A 21,758-nucleotide genomic window follows, 5' to 3' on the forward strand; every position below is an offset into this window, starting at 1 on the left:
GCCGAACGCGGCCACGACCACCAGCGCGATCGTGGCTGTCAATCTCGCTCAGGCCCACACCGCCTCCGCCACCGCGATGCCGACGAAGACCGCGCCCAGACCGGCGACCACGCTGGCGATGACGTTGGCGGCAGCGAAGAACTTCGCGCCGGACTCGGCCAGCCGCATCGTCTCGTAGGAGAACGTCGAGTAGGTGGTCAAAGCGCCGCACAGCCCGGTGCCGAGAAGCAGTTGCACCGAGTGCGGCGCTGCCCCGTAGGTGACCGCGCCGGTCAGCACGCCCAGGACCAGGCAGCCGGCCACGTTCACCGCGAAGGTTCCCCAGGGGAAGACGGTGTCGTGGCGCTTCTGCACGGCCAGGTCAGTCAGGTAGCGCAGCGGTGCGCCGACCGCGGCACCAGCGATCACCAGCAGCCAGTTCACTTCCGCTTCCCCTCGGTACGGCCGACGTAGCGGATGACCTCGCAGTCGTCGAGGATCACCAGGCCCTCGGCCACGAGTTCGTCCAGCTGCGGCAGGAACGCGCGGATGCGCTTCTCGTCGTCGACGATGACCACCGCGACGGGCAGGTCCTCGCTCAGCGACAGCAGCCGCTGCGTGTGGATCAGCGACGAGGCGCCGAATCCCTCAATCCCCCTGAACACTGACGCCCCGGCCAGGCCCGCCTTATGTGCCCGGTGCACGATCTCGGTGTACAGCGGCCTGTGGTGCCACACGTCGTTCTCGCCGATGAAGATCGTCACGCGCAGCGCGCTACCGGTCAGTCTCGTCATCGATGCCTCCACGCCACCAGCCGACGTGTCACCCACGCCGCGCTCCACACCGCCGCCAGCGCCACCAGCAGCGTCAGTCCCAGGTACGCCAGCCCCGCGCCCGCCCGGCCGTCTTCGACCAACTGCTGGATGTCGACCGCGTAGGTTGAGAAGGTCGTAAAGCCGCCCAGCACGCCGGTGCCGAAGAACGGGCGCGCCAGGCGGTGCGCCGCCCTCGGTTCGCTGATCACGACCATGAAGACACCGATCACAGCGCAGCCGAACCCATTGACCGCGAGCGTCGTCGACGGGAAGGCTCCGGCGCCCGTCGGCCACAGCAGGGAGGCGCCGTAACGGGCCGAGGCGCCTATCGCCCCGCCCAGGGCGACCACGGCCACCACCGGCACCTGTGCACGCCACGACCGGGACCGCTGAGCGGGGACATGCAGGTCGACGTCGGGATCGGTCGGCTCACCGACCGCCGGAGTCTGCGGGACCTTCACGGATACACCTCTCCTACTCGCCAGGCACGCCCGGAATGGCGGGCGCTTGATCGCAAGTAGGGACCGTTGGCGGCGCCGATGCCGCGGTTCGGGTACGGCGGGCCCCACCGCCGCGCGACCGCCAGGCGGTCGCCGACCACCAGCCTACCGACCGCTCCGCCTGCTCTGAACATCGCCACGGAGCGTGACAGATGGCACACTCCATGATTCTCATGGGCGTCCTTGCCGCCGAGCGCCGCCGTCGGGCGCGTCTGGCTGCTCGTGCAGGTTTCGGCGAGTGCACTGCTTGGCACGCAGCCCCGGGAGCATTAGGTTAGGCTCACCTAACAAGCTGGCGGACGAGGGTTCGCCAGGCATCCCACACGTCTGGGGCAGCTGTGTCTCTTCGGAACATGAGGAGTCGTCGGGTCCGGGCAGGCCCGTAGGCGGTGGATCCCCCGCTTCCGATCGATTCACGAGTTGAGGCAGTGCCGTGTCCGTAGTGTTACCGCCGTCCGCGGCGCCACGGTCCGCATATCCGGTGGATGTGCTCCCTGAATTGGTGCGGCGCCGACTGCTGGATCTGACGCAGGCCCATGTTCCCGTTTCCGTCTACTTGTACGACCGGGCAGTCGCGGCCGGGCGTGCGCAGGAGCTGCGCGGTGCGCTTCCGGAGTGGGCGGCCGTCTACTACGCCGTGAAGGCGAACTCCTTCCCGGGAATCGTGGACGCACTCGCTGCGCACGTCGATGGATTCGAAGTGGCTTCCTGCTCGGAACTGGAACTCGCCTTGAAGGCCAGGCCGGTGGCCGCTGACGGGCTGGCACCCGTCGTCGCGGCTGGTCCGGCGAAGTCGGTCCCCGTCCTGACGGCCCTGGTCCGGGCCGGAGTTGAGGCGATCAACGCCGAGAGCCTGCTCGAGCTCCACCGGATCAGCCGGATCGCCGTCGCGGAGGGCGTACAGGCCCAGGTGGCCCTGCGCGTCAACCCGGTACGGATTCCGGTCAGCGGCTCGTTGCACATGGGCGGCGCACCCTCCCAGTTCGGGGTGCCGGAGCCCGACATCCCGGGCGTCCTGCGCGAGGCGAAGCGGCTGCCCGGCGTGGATGTGATCGGCTTCCACATCCACGCCGCGTCGAACAATCTCGACGCCGAAGCCCATGCCGCATATCTGCGCTGGTGCCTGGAGTGGAGCACACGGACCGCTCCGGAGAACGGGATCGATCTGCGGCACGTCGACATCGGCGGCGGCATCGGTGTCGCCTTCGAGGGTGAGAAGCCCTTCGACATCGCCCGATTCGGTGAGCTGGCCGGGCAGGTCGAGCCGCCGGCGGGCGTGAAGGTCGTCCTGGAGCCGGGCCGGTTCCTGGTCGCCGACTGCGGTTGGTACGCCGCCGAGGTGACGGATGTGAAGGAGTCATACGGCGAGCGGTTCGCGGTGCTGCGCGGCGGCATCAACCACTTCCAACTGCCCACGTCCTGGGACATCGTGCACAACATAGCCGTTCTCCCCGTCGATGACTGGCCCGAAGGCTGCCCGCGCCCCGCCGCCGAGAACACCCGCGTCACCGTCGTCGGCGAGCTGTGCACGCCGGAGGACACGCTGCTGCGCGACGTCCTGATCGACCGGGTGCGCGCCGGGGACCTCATCGTGTTCCCGTACGCGGGTTCCTACGGCTGGGAGTTCGCCATGCACCGCTTCCTCGGCCACCCCGTCGCCGGCCGCCTGCTGCTGTGAGCCGTACGGGCCCCCGTCCGTCGCTCGCCCCCCCACCCACGAACACCCTCTCCGAAGGCCTTCACCGTGACTGTGCACTCCACCGACCTCGCCGACACCGATCGCACCGCCGGCTCGGCGGATGCAATCCTCCAACGGCAGCGCGCCCGGGAATCCTCGGCCCGGACCGCTCGGACCTTCGCGGGAGTGCGGTAATGCCCGGCGGAACGCAGGCCCGCCTTCCGGCCGCCGACGGGTCCACTGCGCTCGGAAGCCCATACGGCACCGCCCTGGCCGGTCCCACTGCGGCCCGGGGCGGGTACGCCACCGCCCAGAGCATCACCGCCGGCGGGGCCGCCCTCCCTCTCGGCGAGGCCGTGGCCGGCCTGCTGTCCGGTACCGCTTCCCCAGGGGGCGGCAGCCGAAGGGCCGCACTGTCCGGCGGGGTGGGCGGAGCCGCGGCACTGGAGCCGCTGCTCCACACCGTGCTGGACGCCCTCACCGCCGGCGTAGCGCGGCGCGGCGGGCCGCTCGCCGCCGGAACGCCGGAGGAACTGGCTACGGAGGTCGCGCGCGTGTTCGCCGAGGCGGACGGTGACGGCGCGCTGCACCGCCTGACCGAACTGCTCGCCCACGGCAGCGCCGACCCGGCCGACCCGTCGTGTGCCGCGCACCTGCACTGCCCGCCGCTGGCCGTCGCCGTCGCCGCCGACCTGGCTGTGTCGGCACTCAACCCCTCGCAGGACTCCTGGGACCAGGCGCCCGCCGCCACCGCCCTGGAGACCCTGCTGCTCCGGGAGATGGCGCAGCTCGTCGGCTATGACGCCGCCGAGGCGGCCGGTGTGCTCACCTCGGGCGGCACCGAGTCCAACCTCATGGGGCTGATGCTGGCCCGCGACCGGGTGCTGGGCCAGGCGACGGGCCGTCACGTAGAGCTGAGCGGAGTGGCGGGCGGCGGGCCGCGTCCGCGGATCTTCACCTCCGCCGCCTCCCACTTCTCGGTGCAGCGGTCGGCGGCCCTCCTGGGCCTTGGGGAGGACGCGGTCGTCCCCGTGGCCGTCGACCGTCAGCTGCGGATGAAACCGGAAGCCCTGGCGGCGGCCCTGCGCGGCAGCGTCGCGCGCGGTGAGCTGCCGGTGGCCGTGGTGGCCACTGCCGGCACCACGGACACCGGTGCGGTCGACCCGTTGCGCACCTGTGCCGCGTTGGCCGCAGAGTACGGCGCCTGGCTGCACGTGGACGCGGCCTACGGTGGCGGTGCACTGCTGTCGGAGGAACTCGCCCCGTTGGTGGGCGGCATCGCTCTGGCCGATTCGGTCTCACTGGACTGGCACAAGCTGGGCTGGCAGCCGGTGGCCGCCGGCGTCTTCCTGGTCCGGCAGGCGGAGACCTACGCCTCGCTGGCCCGGCGCGCGGTGTACCTCAACCCGCAGGACGACGAGGAGGCCGGATACCCCAGCCTGCTCGGCCTGTCGCTGCGCACCACGCGCCGCGCCGACGCCTTCAAGATCGCCGTCACCCTGCGGACCCTGGGCCGCGAGGGCCTGGGCCGCCTGGTCGACGCCTGCCACGAGCTGGCGCTCTGCGGCGCGGAGGCGGTACGGGCCCACCCGCGGCTGGAACTGCACGCCGACCCCGTGCTGACGGCCTTCCTGTTCCGCTACCTGCCCGACGGCACCGACCCGGCGCACGTCGACCGGATCAACGCCGGGCTGCGCCGTCGGCTGCTGCGCGAGGGCCGGGCGGTAGTGGGCCGCACCGAACTTCCGGGCGACGGCCCGGGGCGGGTCCGGCTCAAGCTCACCCTGCTGAACCCGCACGCCACGCCTGCCGGCGTCGAGCGACTGCTGCACGCGGTCGCCGCGGCGGGCCAGGCCGAGCAGGACGCGCTGTGACCGGCCCCGGCCCGGATCCGCTCGACGACGCCGATGCGCTGCGCGCGGGCGACGCGGCGGCGATGGAAACCCTGCTGCGCGCGTACGTACGCGAGACCGGCACCCAGGTCCCCGTGACCGGTGAGGTGCTGGTGCTGCATCTGACGGAGAGCCGGCTGACCTTGCGGGTACCCGTGCGGTACAGGTCGATCACGGGCTGGCACCGCTTCGGCAGGCCGTACCTGTCCGCGGATGGTGGCCTTCCGGCCGATGCCTCGCTGGTCGCCGCCGCGCTGATCCGGGAGACCACGCTGGGCTGCGGGATCGCCCCGCACCACGGTGGCGATGCCGCAGCCCGGGTACTGAACTCCGCCCACCGCACAGCCGTTCACCTCGCCCGGCGCCGTACCGAAGGCGAGGATGCGCAGGGGCCGACACCGTTCCTCGACAGCGAGCAGGCACTGCTGCTGGGCCACCCGTTCCACCCCGCGCCCAAAAGCCGCGAGGAGGCCTCCGGCGCGGAGCTGGAGGCGTACTCGCCGGAGCTGCGCGGCTCCTTCCCGCTGCACTGGTTCGCCGCGCGCCCCGACGTTGTGGTGGGCGAGAGCGCCGACGGCCGTACGCCCGCCGAGCTGCTGCGTCCGCTGGCCGCGGGGCTGGAGCTGACCGACGGAATGATTCCCGTGCCGGCCCACCCATGGCAGGCCCGCGCGGTGCCCTCCCGCCCCGAGGTCGCCGCGCTCATCGACGCCGGGCTGCTGCGGCCCCTCGGGCCGGCCGGACCGGCCTGGTACCCAACCTCCTCCGTACGGACGGTTCACCGACCGGACGCCGAGGTGATGCTGAAGCTATCCCTCGGCATGCGGATCACCAACTCACGCCGCAACAACCTGCGCAGCGAGATGCACCTCGGCCTACGGGCCGCACGGCTGCTGGCCGCCGGGCCCGCGGACTGGCTCCGCGCCGAGCACCCGGAGTTCGCCATCCTGCGCGACTTCGCCTGGGTGTCAGCCGGTGCTGACGGGATTTCGGAGACGGGCCTGGAGACCTCGATCCGCGACAACCCCTTCCGCACCGACGGCCCCCAGGGCCTGTGCGTGGCCGGCCTGCTGGCCGAGCGCACCGGGCCCGGAGACGGCACACCGCCCCGAAACCGAGCCCTTCTCTGCGCGGCCGTCGAGCGCGCCGCCCGAGCGCTCGGGACATCGACAGCGCGGGCATCGGCGCGCTGGCTGGCGCGATATCTGAATGTGCTGGCCGTACCACTGATCCGGCTTCAGGCCCGCTACGGCATCGCCCTGGAGCCGCACCATCAGAACACCCTCGTCGCCCTCGACGACAACGGGCTGCCCTGCGCGGGCTGGTACCGCGACAGCCAGGGTTACTACCTGGCCGCATCCCGCGTGGCCGAGGTGGAACGGCTGCTGCCGGGCGCGACCGAAGGCGTCGAGCTGGTCTTCGACGACGCCTTCGTCGACGAGCGGGTCGCCTACTACCTCGGTATCAACAACCTGCTCGGTCTCGTCGGTGCATTCGGCGTCCTCGGACTCGCCGACGAGGGCGACCTGCTCCGGGTGCTGCGGCCGGCTCTGGAGCGTCTGCGCTCCACGGAGCCGGGCGCGAAGGGCCTGCTCGAGCTGCTGCTCGACGCGCCCGTGCTGCGCTGCAAGGGCAACTACCTGACGTGCGTGGACGGTCTCGACGAACTCGTCGGCGACGTCCACACCCAGTCCGTCTACATCGACGTACCCAACCCTCTCGCGGAGGCACACCGGTGAGCGAGCACAACCACTACGACCTGGTCGGCGTCGGAATCGGCCCGTTCAACCTGTCGCTGGCCGCGCTGTCCGACAGTGTGCCCGAGCTGCGCACCCTCTTCCTGGACGCCAAGCCGGCGTTCTCCTGGCATCCGGGCCTGCTGCTGGAGGGCACCACCCTCCAGGTGCCCTTCCTCGCCGACCTGGTCACCATGGCGGACCCAACCAGCCCGTGGTCGTACCTGAACTACCTCCGCCACCACGAGCGGATGTTTCCCTTCTTCTTCTCCGAGCGGTTCCACATCCCCCGCCGCGAGTACGACCACTACTGCCGCTGGGTCGCCGAGAAGCTGCCCTCCTGCCGCTTCGACGCCGAGGTCACCTCCCTGGAGTGGGACGAGACAGCGGGGGCCTTCGCTGTGGTGTACCGCTCGGCCGCCGGTGCGCAGACCCGCGTGCCGGCCCGCCAGGTCGTCCTCGGTGTGGGCACCGGTCCGGTCGTCCCCGAGCCGCTGCGCCCCCTGATGACCGGTGCCCACACGGGCCGCGTGCTGCACAGCGCCGACTACCGCACCCACCGGGAGCGGCTCGCGGCAGCCGACGACGTCACGGTGCTCGGCGCGGGCCAGTCCGGCGCCGAGGTCGTCCTCGACCTGCTGCGCCACCAGGACGGCGACGGCCAGGGCGGCCCGTACGTCCGCTGGCTGGCCCGTACCCCGGCCTTCGCGCCGATGGAGTACTCCAAGATCGGCCTGGAGCACTTCACTCCGGACTACATCCGCTACTTCCGGGCCCTGCCGGAGGCGGCGCGCGAGCGGCTGGTCCACGAGCAATGGCAGCTCTACAAGGGAGTCAGCGAGGAGACACTCGGGGAGATCCACGACGAGCTGTACGAGCGCACCATCGGCGGCGGCGAGCCGCGTGCCGCACTGCACCCGGCCGTGGAGGTCGTCGCGGCCACGGCAGACGGCGATGGCCTGCTGCTGACCTGCCGGCACAGCCAGCAGGACGCGCTCTTCGAGATCCGCACCTCTGCCGTCGTCGCCGCCACGGGCTACGCCGCCTCCCGCCCCGCCTTCCTCGACGCCGTGGGCGACCTGGTCGACTGGGACGCCAAGGGCCGGTACCAGATCGACGGCGAGTACCGAGTCGCGCTCGATCCCAGGGTCTCCGGCGCCCTCTACGTCCAGAACGCCGAGATGCACACACACGGCGTGGGAGCCCCGGATCTCACGCTCGGCGCCTGGCGCGCCGCGACAATCCTCAATGCGGCCGCGGGACGCACCGTGCTGCCCGTTCCACAGCGGCAGGCCTTCACCACCTTCGGCGCACCCCAGGCGCCGGCGCCGGCCCTGACGGCCTCCGCCTCCCACGGCTCCCACGCGTACGTGTACTCCGAGGAGAACCACCGGTGAACCGCACCACCCGTGACGCCTGGGAGCAGGCGGGCCGACGGCTGCTCGTCAAGGCCGTCGAGGAATTCGCCTACGAGGAGCTGCTCGTCCCCGAGCCCGACCCTGAAGCCAGTGCCCCGGACGCCTACCGGCTGGACCTCGCCGACGGGGTCCGCTGGACGTTCCGGGCCGACCGCGGCACCTTCGGCACCTGGCGGCTGGTGCCCGGCACGCTGCAGCGTCACCCCGCCCGCGCCGACGGTGAACTGGGACCTGAGCAGTTGCTGCTCGACGCCCGCCCCGTGCTCGGGTGGGACGGTCCCACCACCGCCGAGGTCCTGCGCGAACTCACCGCCACCCGGCGGGCCGAGGCCGAGGTCATCGCCCGCGCCCTGCCCGCCGCCGACCTCGCCGACCTGGACCACCTCGACCTCGAGGCCCACCAGGACGGCCACCCCTGCATGCTGCTCAACAAGGGCCGGCTGGGCTTTTCCGCCTCCGACGCCGCCGCCTACGCCCCCGAAGCGGCCGGCTCAGTGCACCTTGTCTGGGCCGCCGTCCACTCCAGCCTCGCGTCCTACTCCGGCCTACCCGGCCTGGACGCCGACATACTCCTTGCCGAGGAGCTGGACGAGGACACCCGCAAGCAGTTCGCTGCCGCACTCCGGGAAGCGTGCACCGAGACCGGCCACGACACCGGCGACTTCCACTGGCTGCCCGTGCACCCCTTCCACTGGGACGAGGCCGTCGCCACCCTCTTCGCGCCCCATCTCGCCGACGGCCGGATCGTGCGGCTCGGCCAGGGCCCGGACCGCTACCGCCCCCTGCAGTCCATCCGCACCCTCGCCAACCTCGACCACCCGCACCGCCGGAATGTGAAGGTGCCACTGCTCATCCGCAACACTCTGGTGTGGCGGGGCCTGTCCACGAAGCCGACCGAGGCCGCGCCCGATGTGAGCGCCTGGCTGCACGCCATCCGCGACGCGGACCCGTACCTGCGTGAGGAGCTGCGCTTCCACCCGCTGGGGGAGGTGGCGGGCGTGGCCGTGCACCACCCGCTGTACGACTCTGTTGCGGATGCTCCGTACCGTTACCACGAACTCCTCGGCGCCGTCTGGCGCGAGCCGGTCGCCGCGCTGCTCCACGACGGCGAGCGAGCACGGACGATGGCCGCGCTGCTCAAGGTCGGCTCAGACGGACGCGCCCTGGTCAGCGAGCTGGTCGAGCGATCAGGGCTCGCCCCGCGTGCCTGGCTGGTCCGCTTCTTCGCCGCACTGCTGCCCGGCCTGCTGCACTACCTCTACCGGTACGGCGTGGCCTACTGCCCCCACGGCGAGAACACCGTGGTCCTCTATGACGCCGCCGACGTCCCCATCGGCATCGCGGTGAAGGACTTCGCCGAGGACATCAACCTGTTGCCCGGCAACCACCCCGAGTACGCAGAACTGTCGGAGCGCGCCGACGCGCTCCTGCTGCGCTGGCCCGCCCGCGAGCTGGCCCACTCCCTGCTCAGCGCGGTCTTCGCCGGCCACTTCCGCTTCTTCGCCCCCCTGGCCGAGCAGCACCTCGGCGTACCCGAGGGAGAGTTCTGGGCCATGGCCCGCACCGAGACCGAGCGCTATCACGCCCGGTTTCCGGGGCTGGCCGAACGGTTCGACGACTTCGGTCTGCTGGAGCCGGAGTTCGACCGGGTGGCGCTCAACCGCGAGCAGCTGCTCGGCGGTGGCTTCCACGACCGCGCCGAGAAGGACGAAGGCTTCGACGTCATCCACGGACGCGTCAGCAACCCCCTGGCCACCGCCGCCTCCCGGGAACAGATGTGAGCACGCCGCCGCACCTTTCGCCGTACGAACGACTACGCGCCGACGCCGGCGCCGGATGCGTCGAGGAAGTGATCGTCAGCGTCCCGGACCTTCAGGGGCGGCTCCAGGGCAGCCGCCTGTCGGTGCCGTACTTCCTGGGCGAGGTCGCCGAGCACGGCTTCGGGGCCTGCGTCTACCTCCTCGCCTCCGACTCCGAGATGGGTACCGGCCCGGGCTACGCCATCGACGCCTGGGACGTCGGTTTCGGAGACTTCGTCCTGCGCCCGGACCCGGCCACGCTGCGCACCCTCCCCTGGGACCCGGGCACCGCGCTGGTCCTCGCCGACGCCGTCTGGCCCGGCGGCGAACCGGTCGACGTCGCCCCGCGCCAGGTGCTGCGCACCCAACTCGACCGCCTCGCCGAACGCGGACTCGCCGCCTTCGCCGGCACCGAGCTGGAGTTCCTGGTCTTCCGCGAGTCGTACCGTGAGGCGTGGGACCGCCGGTACCACGGCCTGCAGACCGCCACCACCTACAACGTGGACTACTCCCTCCAAGGCCTGGCCGAGATCGAGCCGGTGGTGCGCCGGATCAGGCGGGAAATGGTGCGTGCGGGGCTCCCCATGGAGACCGCGCGGGCCGAGTGCCACCCAGGCCAGTACGAGATCGTCTTCCGCTACGACGAGGCGATGGCCACCTGCGACAAACACGTCTTCTTCAAGAACGGGGCCAAGCAGATCGCCGCTGAGGAAGGCGTCGCGCTCACCTTCATGCCCAAGTTCGACGAGGGCGAAGGCAACTCCTGCCACATTCACCTGTCGCTGCGCGGCGCGGACGGCGCTGCGGTATTGGCCGATCCGGTGGCGGAAGGCGGCATGTCCGAGCTGATGCGCCATTTCGTGGCGGGCCAACTCGCCTGCCTCGCTGACTTCGCCCTGCTGATGGCGCCGAACATCAACTCCTACAAGCGCCTTCGGCCCGGCGGGTTCGCGCCCACCGGTATCGCCTGGGGCCGAGACAACCGGACCTGCCCGGTCCGCGTCGTAGGCTCGGGACACTCCTTGCGCATCGAGCACCGGATGCCCGGCGGGGACGCCAATCCGTACCTCGCCGTCGCCGCCGCGGTGGGCGCCGGGATGTACGGCATACACAACCGCCTTCCGCTGCCGGCCCCGCACACGGCCAACGCCCTGGCCGATCCGTCGGTGTCCCGGCTGCCCACTACGCTCACCGAAGCCCTGCACCGCTGGGAGACCAGCGAGATCGCGGCCAAGGTCTTCGGCGACGCGGTCGTCGGCCACTATGCGCAGGCCGCCCGTACCGAGCTGGCCGCCTTCGAGTCGGCCGTCACCGACTGGGAACGCGTCCGCGGCTTCGAGCGGCTGTAGCGGCCCCGGCCGCCGGGTGGTTCGCCCGGGCACCTACACCGACGGCCCGCCTGGACTGGACGCTGTTGGTTGATCCGCCCCGCTGGATTTTCAGCCGACGCGGCGCAGCGCTGCGAAGGTACGGTGTGGGTGCGGGGTCTGCCGGTGAGGCATGCGTCGGGGCACGCGAGGTTTACGGCGGCGCCCTTGGGGTGGGTTGAGTCTCCGTCAGGTCACAACTCGGCTGCCGTGCGGGCCCTGGGTGCGCTCAGCCGTGCTCCGCTCCTGCGCGACCGCTTCGGCTCCGTCGTGGGCCTGCCACGGGCTGCCGGGGACGACGAGCGGGCTGCCCGTCACCGGGTCTGGCACGACGACCGAGTCGAGCCCGAAGACCTCGCGGACCAGCTCTGCCGTGACGATTTCGCCCGGTGGCCCCTGCGCAACGAGCCGGCCGGCCTTCATCGCCACCAGGTGGTCGGCATACCGCGCCGCCTGGTTGAGGTCGTGGAGCACTGCCACGACCGTGCGTCCGCGCTCCTGGTTGAGCTGCCGTATCAGGTCCAGTACCTCCACTTGGTGCGCGATGTCCAAATACGTGGTCGGCTCATCGAGGAGGAGCAGTCCTGTTTGCTGGGCCAGTGCCATGGCGATCCACACCCGCTGCCGCTGGCCGCCTGACAGCTCGTCAACAGGCCGGTCGGCCAACGCCGTGACGTCCGTACGGGACATGGCTTCCATGACGGCCTGCTCGTCCTCTTCCGACCACTGCTGCCACCAGTGCTGGTGGGGCTGCCGGCCGCGTGCGACGAGGTCGGCCACCGTGATGGCTTCCGGTGCGACCGGTGTCTGCGGCAGCAGACCGATCTCCTGCGCGATCTTCCGCGTAGGTGTACGGCTCAGCTCCCGGCCGTCGAGAAGGACGCCCCCCTGCCGCGGCCTGAGCAGCCGTCCGAGGGCGCGCAGCAGCGTGGACTTGCCACAGGCGTTCGGGCCGACGATGACGGTGACCTTGCGGTCCGGGACGTCCAGATCGAGGCCGTCGACCACGATGCGGTCCTCGTAGGCGAGGGTCAGATCGCAGGCGGTGAGCCTGCTGGAAGTCGTTGTCTCAGGGCCGTTCACGCTCGTCCTCCCGTACGGCTTTGGATGATCAGCCAGATGAGATAGGGCGCACCGACGGCGGCGGTCAGCACACCCACCGCAAGCTCGACGGGCGCGAAAAGGGTGCGCGCCAGCAAGTCGGCGGCCACCACGATGAACGCGCCGAGCAACGCCGAGCACAGCAGCGGAATCTGCGCCGTCCGCGTCGTGCGCCGCGCGATCTGCGGGGCGAGCAGCGCCACGAAGTCCACCGGCCCCGCCGCGCCCGTCGCGACCGAGGCGAGGAAGACGCCGAGCAGACCGAGACCGAAGCGGACCGGCTTCAGCCGCACGCCCAGCGCGGTCGCCGTGTCGTCGTCGAGGGAGACGTTGCGCTGGGCCCACGCTGCCCACACCACACAGGGCAGCGTGGCGAGCAGCACCCACCCCAGCGGCACGGCCTCCTCCCAGCCGCGCCCGTTCAGCGAGCCGGTCAGCCACACCTGCGCCTGCTGGGCCACCAGATAGTCGCCCTTGGTGATGAACAGCTGGGTGATGGAGCGCAGCGCCACCGCGAAACCGATCCCGATGAGCACGAACCGGGCAGCATGGAGTCCGCCGCGCCAGGCGACGACGTACACGAGCACCGCAGCAAGCAGCCCTCCTGCCACCGAGAAGTACGGCAGGACGACATACGAGCCCACCCCGAAGGTCATCGCACCGATGGTCAGCGCGCTCGCACCGTAGGAAACACCGATGATGTCGGGGCTGGCGAGCGGATTGCGGGCGATGGTCTGGATCAGCGCGCCCGCGACACCGAAGGCGGCGCCGACCATCACACCGAGAGTCAGCCGCGGGAGCCGCAGTTCCCCGACGACGAACCCGGCCGGTGACGGCTGCCCGGAGAGCACACCGAGGACCTCGGCCGGCGTGAAGAAGGTTTCACCGACGCACAGATATGCCAGAGCAGCCGCGCCCAGTAGTACGCCGAAAGCGGCTGCGACGAAGGCAGCGCGCCGGTGCACCAGCAGCGAACCGCCTCGGCGCCTGACCAGCGCGTACCCCGTAGGTCGCACGGACCGGGTGGGCTTGGCGACGACGGTGGTCATACGGCAACGGCCTTCCTGCGGACAAGGGTGACGAGGAAGGGGACGCCGATCAGCGCGGTCATCACCCCTGCGGGGACCTCGGACGGCGGAAAGGAGATACGCCCGATGACATCGGACACCAGCAACATCACCGGCCCGAGCAGTACCGCCATCGGCATCAGCCACCGGTGGTCGGTTCCCACGACGACCCGTGCGATGTGTGGGACGGCCAAGCCGATGAAGGCGATCGGCCCGGCGGCGGCGACGCCGACGCCGGTGAGCACCGTCGCACCGATCCCGCCCACGATGCGTATGGCGGCGACCTTCTGCCCCAGGCCCTTGGCGACGTCTTCGCCGAGGGCCAGTGCGTCCAGCCCGCGCGCGACCGACACCACCAGAGCCGCCCCGACGAGCAGGAACGGCCAGATCTGGCCTACCACCTCTGTGTCGCGGCCGGCGATCGAACCGACCTGCCAGAAGCGGAACTCGTCGTGGGTCGCGGCATCGGTGGTCAAAATCCCCTGTATCACGGAGATGAGCAACGCGTTGACGGCGGCACCGGCCAGTGCCAGCTTGATGGGGGTGCCCCCGCCCCGGCCGTTCGATGCGATGGCGTAGACGGCCACCGCCGCGCCCGCTGCGCCCGCGAAGGCGAACCAGACATATCCGGTCAAGCTATGCACCTCTGCGACAGCGATGGCCAACACCACACCCACTGCCGCGCCTTGACTGATCCCAAGAACGCTTGGTTCGGCGATCGGATTGCGAGTCAGGCCCTGCATCACGGTGCCGGCGAGCGCCAGAGCCGCGCCGACCATGAGGCCAATGAGAGTGCGAGGCACCCGCAAAGAACGTATGACCTGCGCATTGTCACTGGACCCGCCGTACAGCAGAACGTCGATGACATCCGCCGGAGGTATCGGACGGCTGCCGACGCCCAGGCTCAGCAGTACGGCGAGAAAGAGAACGATGACGGCCGCAACCGTCCAGCCGGTGCGGCGAACGATCAGAGCGCGTCTGGGACTGCGTATTGGGGCGGCTGACATCGCATCCATTCGACGGCGAGGCGGAACTTAGGCAAGCCTAAGTATAGGGAACTCGCCAAGCCCACGGGAGGTGGCACTGGGAGTCCGGAACTGCTGCCGGAGACCGCCGACCTGCCGGTCACCCGCCACGTCCTGCCGAACCTTGGTCCACAGGCCCTGCCTGCGCCCCACTCCACACATGTTCCGGCGCATCGCCGGAACCCTGACCATGTCGACGCCACCCCACCCCCGTTGCGTCCTGTGGAACAGTCGGTAGCCCTCTCCCAGTCTCGAGCGCCACGCCGACGTCGATGGCGAACCGCATGCGTTTCCGTAGCCGGGGGGATGACACGTCGTATCCACTTGCGGTGAGGGCAGCTTCGAGCCACCCGGCGAACTGGTCGATCCGTTCGGCCTTTGTCGGGTCGGCCATTGACTCTCGTAGTCAAGTCGCTCCCTGAACGTCGACGCGCACGCCCGCCGTCGCCATGCCCGCTCGGCGGCCGGCCGGGTGCCCCGACCGCCGACCAGGATCTCGCCCCGGGCCACCGTCCTGCGGGTGATCAAAGCTGCTCAGCGGTTGGGCTTCACGCTGGAGGAGGTCGCCGAGCTGCTGGAGGCCGGCCGCCACCGCCACGGCCGGCGCGTGGCCGGTCTGCAACAGCGCGCGGCCGCGAAGCTCGCCGAGGTGGAGGCGAAGATCGCGGACCTGACCACCATCCGCACCGCGCTGGTCGCGGCCGTCGAGGCGGGCTGTGATGACCTGACCGTCTGCGCCGGCAGCGCCTGCTGCCCCATCCGCCTTCACTGATCTCGCCGAGGAGAACCGCCATGCCGGACCCTGCTGCTGACGCCCGTTCCCCGCGGGCCCCGAAGGCTTTGGCGGGGTTGGCCGGGCTGGCCTGCCTGGCGTGCTGCCTGCTGCCGGTCCTGATCGCCGCGGGCGTCGTCGGCACCGGAGTATCCGCCGTCGTGAGCTGGCTGCCCGCACTCGCCGTGGCCCTGGCCGTACTCGCCGCCGGCACCTGGTGGCACCTGCGGCGCCGCCGGTCCTGCTCGCGCTCCGCGGCCGCCCGCCGTACTCGCCGAAGCCCAGTACGCCGACGCCGAGCGTCTCCAGTCGCTGCAGATCGACGCCCAGACCGAACGCTGAGGTACCGGCACCTGGTGGTACCTGCGGCGCCGCCGGTCCTGCTCGCGCTCCCCGGACGCCCGGGACGGCGGATGCGGGTGCCAGGCGGCAGCCGGCCCCGTGGAGATCACCGGCCCGGCCTGCCGGTAGCGTCACGACCATGACCATCGCCCGCTCGGTCGCCCTGTTCGTCGTCGCCGCCCTGTTCGAGATCGGTGGGGCTTGGCTGGTCTGGCAGGGCGTCCGCGAGCACAAGGGCTGGCTTTCGATCGGCGCCGGTGTCATCGCCCTGGGACTGTACGGTGTGGTCGCGACCTTCCAGAGTGACGAGAACTTCGGCCGGATCCTCGCCGCGTACGGCGGCATCTTCGTGGCCGGTTCCATCGCCTGGGGCATGGTCGCCGACGGCTACCGGCCGGACCGGTGGGACGTCGTCGGTGCGCTGGTCTGTCTGGCCGGCATGGCTGTGATCATGTACGCCCCGCGCGGCCACTGACCACCACCATCGCATTCCTCCTCGGCGGCGTTCCGCATCCGGTCCAGGCCGACAGGACGTCGCTTCACCCTGTACGCGAGTGACGAGCGCGACGCTTTCCCGCCGAGGTCCATCGACGGCCTGCCATTCGTTGACCGCACGTTCCTCCCGCAGGACCCTTACAAGACCAGCGCGGGCCGGTGGAAGGTCAACATGGTCGGCGCTCGTGGCTGTCCGTACGAGTGCACCTCATCGCGGCCGGCCACGACCCGGAGGCGATGCTCGCCTACGGGGACGTCGACCTCACCGAACACGGCGCAAACGCGTCAATGCGCGCCCGGGACGAGTTCAACTTCTCCGTCGGCATCCAGTTCGCCGGCACCGGCCTGCCCGAGCTGCGCCGGACCCTGTCCGTCCTCACGCGCGAGCAGCACGAGCGCACCCGGAAGGGACCATGGCATGACCAGAGTGTTCGTCACACTCGACGGGCCCGGCGGTGTGGGGAAGTCCACCACGGCCGACCTCCTCGCCGACCAGCTGCGCGCGCAGGGAATGCCGGTCCACCCCACGACCGAACCCTCCCGGAGTGCCCTTGGGGCGTTCACGCGCTCCCATGCGGACCAGATTACCGGCCGTGCACTGGCCTGCCTGGTGGCAGCCGACCGCTACGACCACCTGGAACGGGAGATCGGGCCCCGGCTCGACGAGGGCGCCATGGTTGTCTGCGACCGCTACCTGGCGTCGACGCTCGTCGTACAGGAACTCGACGGCGTACCTGAGGACTTCCTCCTGGCCCTCAACGCCGGCGTGCGCCTGCCTGACCTCGCCGTCATCCTCACCGCAGACCCAGCCGTCATCACCGGCCGGCTCACCAGCCGCGGGTCCCACCACCGGTTCGAGCGAGACCCGGGCACCCCGCAGCGCGAGGTCACCTTGTACGAGCACGCGGCCGCCACCCTCCGCGACTTGGGCGTGCCGGTGCTGACCGTCGACACCAGCACGGCCAGCCCTTCGGAGGCCGCCGCCCGGATCGCTGATGCCCTCCCGGCCCGGGCCAGTAGCCTCGCTCCTCGACCACGCACCGCCCACCTGACGGAGTAGCGCACATGCAGCAGGACACCTGGACCACCATTGCCCGCCTCGTCCAGTGGCTTGATGACGAGAGCCCTGTCTCGCCGGAGGTGGCGCGGCTGCTGCGGGTGCTGAAGATCAGCGAGGAGGCTGGCGAAGTCGCCGAGGCCGTGCACGGCGTCACCGGCGGCAACCCTCGAAAAGGGGCGAGTCACACGTGGGAAGACGTGCAGAACGAGCTGTGTGACGTGATCTTCACGAGCATGGTGGCGCTCGCCACGATCACGCCCGATGCATCGAAGGTGTTCGAGGACCGCCTCCAGTACATCGCCGAGCGGTCCCTGACCACCTGAGCGGCCGCTGCCGCAAGAGAGACCGGCCCCGGTCGTCTGCTTCCCCCGTGGCGGATGGCCGGGGCATCCCCCTGTGACGCCTCACAGCCCGGCGACGCTGAATGTGAGTGGCGCCTACACCCGCTCACTCCCGAACGAGGAGAGCCATGGGCACGTCGAGCGCATGCGCGATCAGCAGCAGATGCCCGAGCTTCGGGTCCATCACCGCGTTCGCCTGCCACTGCGCCAGCCAGGCGGTTGCATCCCACGAGGGATCGGCCCGCGGTTCGGGAGCGCAGCGCTGCACGAACCAAGGAGGCAGAAGATCCGCCCAAGCTTCCTCGCCCGGCCATGGCATCACATGCTCGATCACCCTGCTGAGCACGTCACGGGCGCGCTCGATGACCGAGGGCGGATCGTCGGCAGAGAAATGGGTCCGCACTACGAACGCCTGCTCGTTGCCGTCCGGCCCGCTCCAGATGCGTCGAAGTTCGCTTGCTGAGGTCTCCACGAGGCAGAAGTGTGCCTTCTGTCCGTTCGCTCTGGCATCCGCATTACCGCAGGCATACGGCTCCGGAGAGCCTGTGTCGACTCAACGTTTGTGCAGGTCACGCAGCTGCGGACTACACCTCGCGGCTCTGTTGTCCACAAACAGTCCATAGCGAATCCACTGGTGTAACTAGGTTCAGGAACCGTGGTGCTCCGCGTGAGTTAGCTCCCTGAGCTGGGACGATTGAGGTAGTGGTGTCAGCGTTGCCGGCTTGCCGCAGTAGCTCCAGGACCTGCTGACTGGGTGAGGCAGCTTAGGGCGTCCCTCTGACCGCAACCTCGAAAGGGGCTGTCAGGTGCAGACCATCAAGATCGGGAGAGGCTGGCCGGCGGTGCTCCCGGAGACCGACGTCATCAAGCTCCCAGTTGACCTAGGCCGGATGATCACATACCCTACCACTGAGGCACTGATGGCCATGCTGCATGCTTCCTCATATCGGGGAGTAAGGTGGGCATGGAGAAAAGCAACGGCCGAGTCGGGAGAGTCCGCTCGTCTCTGTAACAGGGGTGAGGGGTAGGGCCCGAGCCACAAGGCTCTAGTCGGCGTTCGCGATGTTACCGGTGTACTCCTCTGCAAGGTCAACCCCCACTGGGGCTGACCCATACCCAAGAGGAGCACTAGGTGTCAAAGGAACAAGAGGGCGGTTTCAGCGAGGAAGCTCTGCGAACCGCGCCGCACAACATTCTTTCTACCTCGTCTGCAGAGTCACCTCTGGCGGGCAGCTCCGAGCCGGAAGGGCGTGCCTCCGCTGGCACAGAGGCGGAGCCACGTCCTGCACCGGAGAGGTACACGGTCGACACAGCGGATCTTGGCCGTGCATTTGCGTGGCTACGCCAGGCCGTGGTCCAACTGAACGAGCGAGGTGCACGAACAACAGCTGCAGGCGTCAAGTCTGAGGTGCTACGCCTGACTGACGCACAGTTTCGTGAAAGCGATCTAGGCTTCACGTCCTTTCGGTCCTTTCTTGAGGCCGCTGAAGAAGCTGGCGTCGTCGTCCTTGCGCTTCCCGAACCAGGGTCCGGCCCCGACGTAACCGTCTCGCTGGACGGGAGCCTGGCCATCGATACCGCCGTTCAGAGACCTGCTAGGGCTTCGCGGCGCCGCATCCGACCGGACCTGTGGACTGCCTTCGTCGACTGGAATCAGAAGTTTGTTCGCATCTGGGATCGATCAGCGGAAAGGGCAGTGATCTTTCCAGTCCTGCCAAGTGGCGATGAGCCGGCGACCATTAGGCGACTGAGGGACAGGTTTGCGAACGACCCCGAAAGCTTCGTACCCATTCAGCCGATCAGCCAGGAACAGCAGCTCGAGTGGATGAGAGACTTCGCAGAGTCTGTCTCATCGGAAGCCCCAGACCTCTCACGCTGCCTGGAAGAGCCGCGTCCAGCAGCTTCGTTCGCACGGACCCTGCGTGGCGACCCTGTACTTGGCGAAGCCTGGCGTTCCCGCCTATCTAACCTGGTGCACAGCGTCATTGAGGCTTGGGTCGCCCAGAATGATCTTGACATCGATCCAAGGGAGGCTCCCTTCGGGTCTGACCAGGTGGAGACACCAAGGTCACTGAAGGGCTCCAGGCGTTTCGGGACACGCGAGATGGCCGCACAAGATCGACTGAGCTGGCCATCCCGAGCGCAGGGGACTGATCTTCGCGCCCAACTGCTGGCCGTCCTCTCCGAATTGAGCACGGACGAGCTCATGCAGATCAGGGTGCCGATCGTCTATGCTCTGCGTCCATGAGCGGCCCAGCATCCGACGAGTACAGTCTGCGGCGCCTTTGTAGAGAAGCGCGCGAGATTCCCGGATCGACGGGGCCTGCCGCGAAACAGCATCCGCTGGGACTAGGGATCCGGCAAAAACAAGAGTACAAGTTGGCGCGCGGTGTAGCGCGGCTCCCTAAGGTCGAATCCGGACTCACGAACCTTCGTAAGACGACAGCAGAGGAGATCCAGTTCCTCAGCTCGGCCTTGAGAGAGCCGGCGTGGGGTGAGTTGCTCGGCCGGCCAAGTCTCATTGCGGAAATTGCGACCCCATCACCAGAGCGCCTGTTGGCTGAAGGAATTGTTGTACCGCAGTCCATTGAACCCGGTCGACTTCGCGAACTAGTGCTCGGCGTAGTGGTGAGGCCCGGCGATTTGACCCATTCAAGCGGCACGCTTAGTTCTGTGCCGCTAGCGGGAATCGCTCGCCTCATGGTGGAAACCTCGGAACACAAGCCTGGCATATCCACCAACGCCTGGTGTTCCGCAAGCTGGACAGCGTCGACAGTTGAACTCATCAGCCTGCTTGAGACGTGCTTTCTTGACTCAGCGACCTCGGCGCAGAAGTCGGGAAATCGGAGCTCTGCGGCAGCACTCGTAGATGAGGTTGTCGTAACCGAAACGGGGGACAGGTTGACGGCTGCGGCGGCGATCTGCGGGTACGACCTTACGACCTTTGCGCCGCTTGATCTTCATGACTCTGCGATATCCGCGATGCGGTCGCGTACGCCGTCTCTTTTGCTCGTACAGTCCTCCGTGCTGAACCAGGCACATCAGGTAATCGAGATATTCTCCAGGGCCTCCCCACGGAAGCCGATCTTGCTCCAGGCGGCCAGCCCGGATGGCGTTTTGACAGCATTGAGGGCTAGGTTGCACGAGTGCTCGGGAGTTTCTTCCGGGCTCTTTCTCTTCGGCCAAAACTTTACCGAGGAGGACGACGGGTATACGTACGTTACGCAAACAGCTCTACCCGTCCTGCAGGCAGGGCGAAAAGCTCGACACCCAAGATTCAAGGTCATCGTAGAATGCCTAGAAGCGAAAAAGTGGTACTCCCGTGATCTTGCGGATCATTCCAGAAGTGGGACGGTGGCGTTTAAATGCTTCGAGAGCACTGCTACAGGCCTAGATTGGGTCGCCGACTTGGACGAAAAGGGGCAGATCATTACGGGCAAGCACAAGGGGCCGGTTGGACTGCATATTCCATGGAAGGAACTCACTTTTGACTGATGGGCTTTAGGGCCTGTGTGATGTCGTGATCAATCTTGTCGATCCGGATCCGCCTGAAAGGCGGATCCGGTAGGAAGACGATCGTGACGCGCAGGCAACTCACCGACGAGCAGTGGAAGTTGATTGGACCGCTCCTGCCGATAGGCGAGTACGGCCCGTACCCCGAGCGGCTGCGGGATCAGTTCGAGGGGGTGATCTGGCGGTTCAGGACGGGCGCGCAGTGGCGTGAGATGCCGGGCGAGTTCGGGCCCTGGCCGACTGTCTACGGGCGCTTCCGGGTCTGGAGGAACGCCGGTGTCTTCACCGCCCTGCTGGAGGGCCTGATCGCCGAAGCCGCCCGTCAGGGCAGGACGGACTTGTCCCTGGTCAGCGTGGACTCTACGACCGCCCGCGCTCACCACGACGCCGCCGGGATGCTCGTCGGCAAGGACGTCATGGAGGCTCTGGAGGAGGCCGCCGCCGAGCAGGAACAGGCCCGGCAAAAGGGGGCGGCGCCGTTGCTTGTTAGTCATAGTGTCCTGCGCCGGAGATTCGTCGGCAGAAGCGGGCGAGGGATCGTGGGTGCGCCGCTCGGGCATACCCGGCATCATCGGCAGCACGGGCGCCCGGTCGAGCCGCGGAACGTCTACCGGTCCTTCATCCGAGTCGCCCAGGCCGCCGACCTCCGGGTGATCCGGCTCCACGACGCCCGGCACGGCTGCGCGACCCTGCTCACCGCCGCCGGGGTCGCCCCTCGCGTCGTGATGGAGATCCTGGGACACAGCCAGATCAGCATCACCATGGACGTCTACACGCACGTCGTCCAGGACACCCAGCGGGAGGCCATCAGTCACATGGACCGGCTGCTCAAGAGGCGTCGTGGCTCTGGCTGACCGC

Annotated in this window: 20 protein-coding genes and 2 pseudogenes; 14 read left to right on the forward strand and 8 right to left on the reverse strand. The window is 69.1% G+C overall.

Annotation, left to right across the window (positions count from 1 at the left end; translation table 11 throughout):
* Positions 1-48: 48 nt before the first annotated feature.
* The 3 genes from crcB (ACY34J_RS09980) to crcB (ACY34J_RS09990) are packed head-to-tail and all read right to left on the reverse strand — an operon-like array spanning position 49 to position 1,201.
* Positions 49-423 (reverse strand): fluoride efflux transporter CrcB, encoded by a 375-nt coding sequence (gene crcB, locus ACY34J_RS09980; protein WP_462726147.1) that lies wholly within the window; start codon positions 421-423, stop codon positions 49-51.
* Positions 420-773 carry a DUF190 domain-containing protein gene (locus ACY34J_RS09985; protein ID WP_462726146.1) on the reverse strand — a complete coding sequence of 118 codons (354 nt, stop codon included), beginning with the start codon at positions 771-773 and terminating at the stop codon, positions 420-422. Before ACY34J_RS09985 ends, crcB (ACY34J_RS09980) begins: the two co-directional genes overlap by 4 nt.
* A complete protein-coding gene (gene crcB, locus ACY34J_RS09990; protein WP_462726188.1) occupies positions 770-1,201 on the reverse strand; it encodes a fluoride efflux transporter CrcB in 432 nt (143 codons plus the stop codon). The genes ACY34J_RS09985 and crcB (ACY34J_RS09990) overlap by 4 nt, the downstream gene beginning before the upstream one ends.
* Positions 1,202-1,775: 574 nt before the next feature.
* Between crcB (ACY34J_RS09990) and ACY34J_RS09995 the strand changes: the two genes are divergently transcribed.
* The 6 genes from ACY34J_RS09995 to ACY34J_RS10020 all read left to right on the forward strand — a co-directional run bounded on the left by ACY34J_RS09995 (position 1,776) and on the right by ACY34J_RS10020 (position 11,166).
* Positions 1,776-2,972 (forward strand): alanine racemase, encoded by a 1,197-nt coding sequence (locus ACY34J_RS09995; protein ID WP_462761948.1) that lies wholly within the window; start codon positions 1,776-1,778, stop codon positions 2,970-2,972.
* A gap of 194 nt (positions 2,973-3,166) precedes the next feature.
* Positions 3,167-4,846 (forward strand): pyridoxal phosphate-dependent decarboxylase family protein, encoded by a 1,680-nt coding sequence (locus tag ACY34J_RS10000; RefSeq protein ID WP_462726144.1) that lies wholly within the window; start codon positions 3,167-3,169, stop codon positions 4,844-4,846.
* The gene (locus ACY34J_RS10005; RefSeq protein WP_462726143.1) at positions 4,843-6,603 is read left to right on the forward strand and encodes an IucA/IucC family protein; all 1,761 of its coding nucleotides are present in this window, start codon (positions 4,843-4,845) and stop codon (positions 6,601-6,603) included. The genes ACY34J_RS10000 and ACY34J_RS10005 overlap by 4 nt, the downstream gene beginning before the upstream one ends.
* Positions 6,600-7,997 carry a lysine N(6)-hydroxylase/L-ornithine N(5)-oxygenase family protein gene (locus ACY34J_RS10010; protein ID WP_462726142.1) on the forward strand — a complete coding sequence of 466 codons (1,398 nt, stop codon included), beginning with the start codon at positions 6,600-6,602 and terminating at the stop codon, positions 7,995-7,997. The genes ACY34J_RS10005 and ACY34J_RS10010 overlap by 4 nt, the downstream gene beginning before the upstream one ends.
* On the forward strand, positions 7,994-9,799 hold the full coding sequence (locus ACY34J_RS10015; RefSeq protein ID WP_462726141.1) for an IucA/IucC family protein: 1,806 nt from the start codon (positions 7,994-7,996) through the stop codon (positions 9,797-9,799). The genes ACY34J_RS10010 and ACY34J_RS10015 overlap by 4 nt, the downstream gene beginning before the upstream one ends.
* A complete protein-coding gene (locus ACY34J_RS10020) occupies positions 9,796-11,166 on the forward strand; it encodes a glutamine synthetase family protein (protein WP_462726140.1) in 1,371 nt (456 codons plus the stop codon). The genes ACY34J_RS10015 and ACY34J_RS10020 overlap by 4 nt, the downstream gene beginning before the upstream one ends.
* A gap of 207 nt (positions 11,167-11,373) precedes the next feature.
* Here the strand turns inward: ACY34J_RS10020 and ACY34J_RS10025 are convergent, their stop codons facing one another.
* From ACY34J_RS10025 to ACY34J_RS10035, 3 genes are read right to left on the reverse strand one after another with little or no spacing between them, the layout of a single operon-like run.
* Positions 11,374-12,267, reverse strand: coding sequence for an ABC transporter ATP-binding protein (locus ACY34J_RS10025; RefSeq protein WP_462726139.1), 894 nt, complete (start codon positions 12,265-12,267; stop codon positions 11,374-11,376).
* Positions 12,264-13,334: a FecCD family ABC transporter permease gene (locus tag ACY34J_RS10030; protein WP_462726138.1), complete on the reverse strand. Its 1,071-nt coding sequence runs from the start codon at positions 13,332-13,334 to the stop codon at positions 12,264-12,266. The genes ACY34J_RS10025 and ACY34J_RS10030 overlap by 4 nt, the downstream gene beginning before the upstream one ends.
* Positions 13,331-14,359 (reverse strand): FecCD family ABC transporter permease, encoded by a 1,029-nt coding sequence (locus ACY34J_RS10035; protein WP_462726137.1) that lies wholly within the window; start codon positions 14,357-14,359, stop codon positions 13,331-13,333. The genes ACY34J_RS10030 and ACY34J_RS10035 overlap by 4 nt, the downstream gene beginning before the upstream one ends.
* A 538-nt stretch (positions 14,360-14,897) precedes the next feature.
* Between ACY34J_RS10035 and ACY34J_RS10040 the strand changes: the two genes are divergently transcribed.
* The gene (locus ACY34J_RS10040; RefSeq protein ID WP_462726136.1) at positions 14,898-15,149 is read left to right on the forward strand and encodes a MerR family DNA-binding protein; all 252 of its coding nucleotides are present in this window, start codon (positions 14,898-14,900) and stop codon (positions 15,147-15,149) included.
* 481 nt (positions 15,150-15,630) lie between these two features.
* On the forward strand, positions 15,631-15,966 hold the full coding sequence (locus ACY34J_RS10045; protein WP_462726135.1) for a YnfA family protein: 336 nt from the start codon (positions 15,631-15,633) through the stop codon (positions 15,964-15,966).
* A gap of 305 nt (positions 15,967-16,271) precedes the next feature.
* On the opposite strand, the gene ACY34J_RS10050 is transcribed toward ACY34J_RS10045, so the two are convergent.
* Positions 16,272-16,406, reverse strand: coding sequence for a hypothetical protein (locus ACY34J_RS10050; RefSeq protein WP_462726134.1), 135 nt, complete (start codon positions 16,404-16,406; stop codon positions 16,272-16,274).
* Between ACY34J_RS10050 and tmk the strand changes: the two genes are divergently transcribed.
* Both tmk and ACY34J_RS10060 read left to right on the forward strand, forming a co-directional pair.
* Positions 16,405-17,046 (forward strand): dTMP kinase, encoded by a 642-nt coding sequence (gene tmk / locus ACY34J_RS10055; protein WP_462726133.1) that lies wholly within the window; start codon positions 16,405-16,407, stop codon positions 17,044-17,046. The two genes, ACY34J_RS10050 and tmk, sit on opposite strands and share 2 nt — an antisense overlap.
* A 5-nt stretch (positions 17,047-17,051) precedes the next feature.
* Entirely contained in the window at positions 17,052-17,369 is a 318-nt protein-coding gene (locus tag ACY34J_RS10060) for a MazG-like family protein (protein WP_462726132.1), read from the forward strand.
* A gap of 124 nt (positions 17,370-17,493) precedes the next feature.
* Here ACY34J_RS10060 and ACY34J_RS10065 read toward each other — a convergent pair whose 3' ends face one another.
* Positions 17,494-17,859 carry a hypothetical protein gene (locus ACY34J_RS10065; RefSeq protein ID WP_462726131.1) on the reverse strand — a complete coding sequence of 122 codons (366 nt, stop codon included), beginning with the start codon at positions 17,857-17,859 and terminating at the stop codon, positions 17,494-17,496.
* 660 nt (positions 17,860-18,519) lie between these two features.
* On the opposite strand from ACY34J_RS10065, the gene ACY34J_RS10070 reads away from it, so the two are divergent.
* The 4 genes and pseudogenes from ACY34J_RS10070 to ACY34J_RS10085 all read left to right on the forward strand — a co-directional run.
* Positions 18,520-19,635, forward strand: a complete 1,116-nt coding sequence (locus ACY34J_RS10070) for a hypothetical protein (protein WP_462726130.1) — start codon at positions 18,520-18,522, stop codon at positions 19,633-19,635.
* Complete coding sequence (locus ACY34J_RS10075) at positions 19,632-20,882, forward strand: hypothetical protein (RefSeq protein WP_462726129.1); 1,251 nt, start codon at positions 19,632-19,634, stop codon at positions 20,880-20,882. Before ACY34J_RS10070 ends, ACY34J_RS10075 begins: the two co-directional genes overlap by 4 nt.
* Before the next feature lie 83 nt (positions 20,883-20,965).
* Positions 20,966-21,181, forward strand: a pseudogene (locus tag ACY34J_RS10080) (transposase); the annotation flags it as partial.
* 300 nt (positions 21,182-21,481) lie between these two features.
* Positions 21,482-21,754: pseudogene (locus tag ACY34J_RS10085) on the forward strand (tyrosine-type recombinase/integrase); the annotation flags it as partial.
* Positions 21,755-21,758 lie beyond the last annotated feature (4 nt).

The sequence above is a fragment of the Streptomyces sp. HSS9-12 genome (genome assembly GCF_054963655.1).

Bases quoted from the DNA above. Each gene is read 5' to 3' on its own strand.
- ACY34J_RS10060 (WP_462726132.1), top strand. From the start codon at position 17,052: ATGCAGCAGGACACCTGGACCACCATTGCCCGCCTCGTCCAGTGGCTT.
- ACY34J_RS10075 (WP_462726129.1), top strand. From the start codon at position 19,632: ATGAGCGGCCCAGCATCCGACGAGTACAGTCTGCGGCGCCTTTGTAGA.
- ACY34J_RS10030 (WP_462726138.1), bottom strand. From the start codon at position 13,334: ATGACCACCGTCGTCGCCAAGCCCACCCGGTCCGTGCGACCTACGGGG.
- ACY34J_RS10045 (WP_462726135.1), top strand. From the start codon at position 15,631: ATGACCATCGCCCGCTCGGTCGCCCTGTTCGTCGTCGCCGCCCTGTTC.
- ACY34J_RS10000 (WP_462726144.1), top strand. From the start codon at position 3,167: ATGCCCGGCGGAACGCAGGCCCGCCTTCCGGCCGCCGACGGGTCCACT.
- tmk (WP_462726133.1), top strand. From the start codon at position 16,405: ATGACCAGAGTGTTCGTCACACTCGACGGGCCCGGCGGTGTGGGGAAG.
- ACY34J_RS09985 (WP_462726146.1), bottom strand. From the start codon at position 773: ATGACGAGACTGACCGGTAGCGCGCTGCGCGTGACGATCTTCATCGGC.
- ACY34J_RS10050 (WP_462726134.1), bottom strand. From the start codon at position 16,406: ATGCCATGGTCCCTTCCGGGTGCGCTCGTGCTGCTCGCGCGTGAGGAC.
- ACY34J_RS10035 (WP_462726137.1), bottom strand. From the start codon at position 14,359: ATGTCAGCCGCCCCAATACGCAGTCCCAGACGCGCTCTGATCGTTCGC.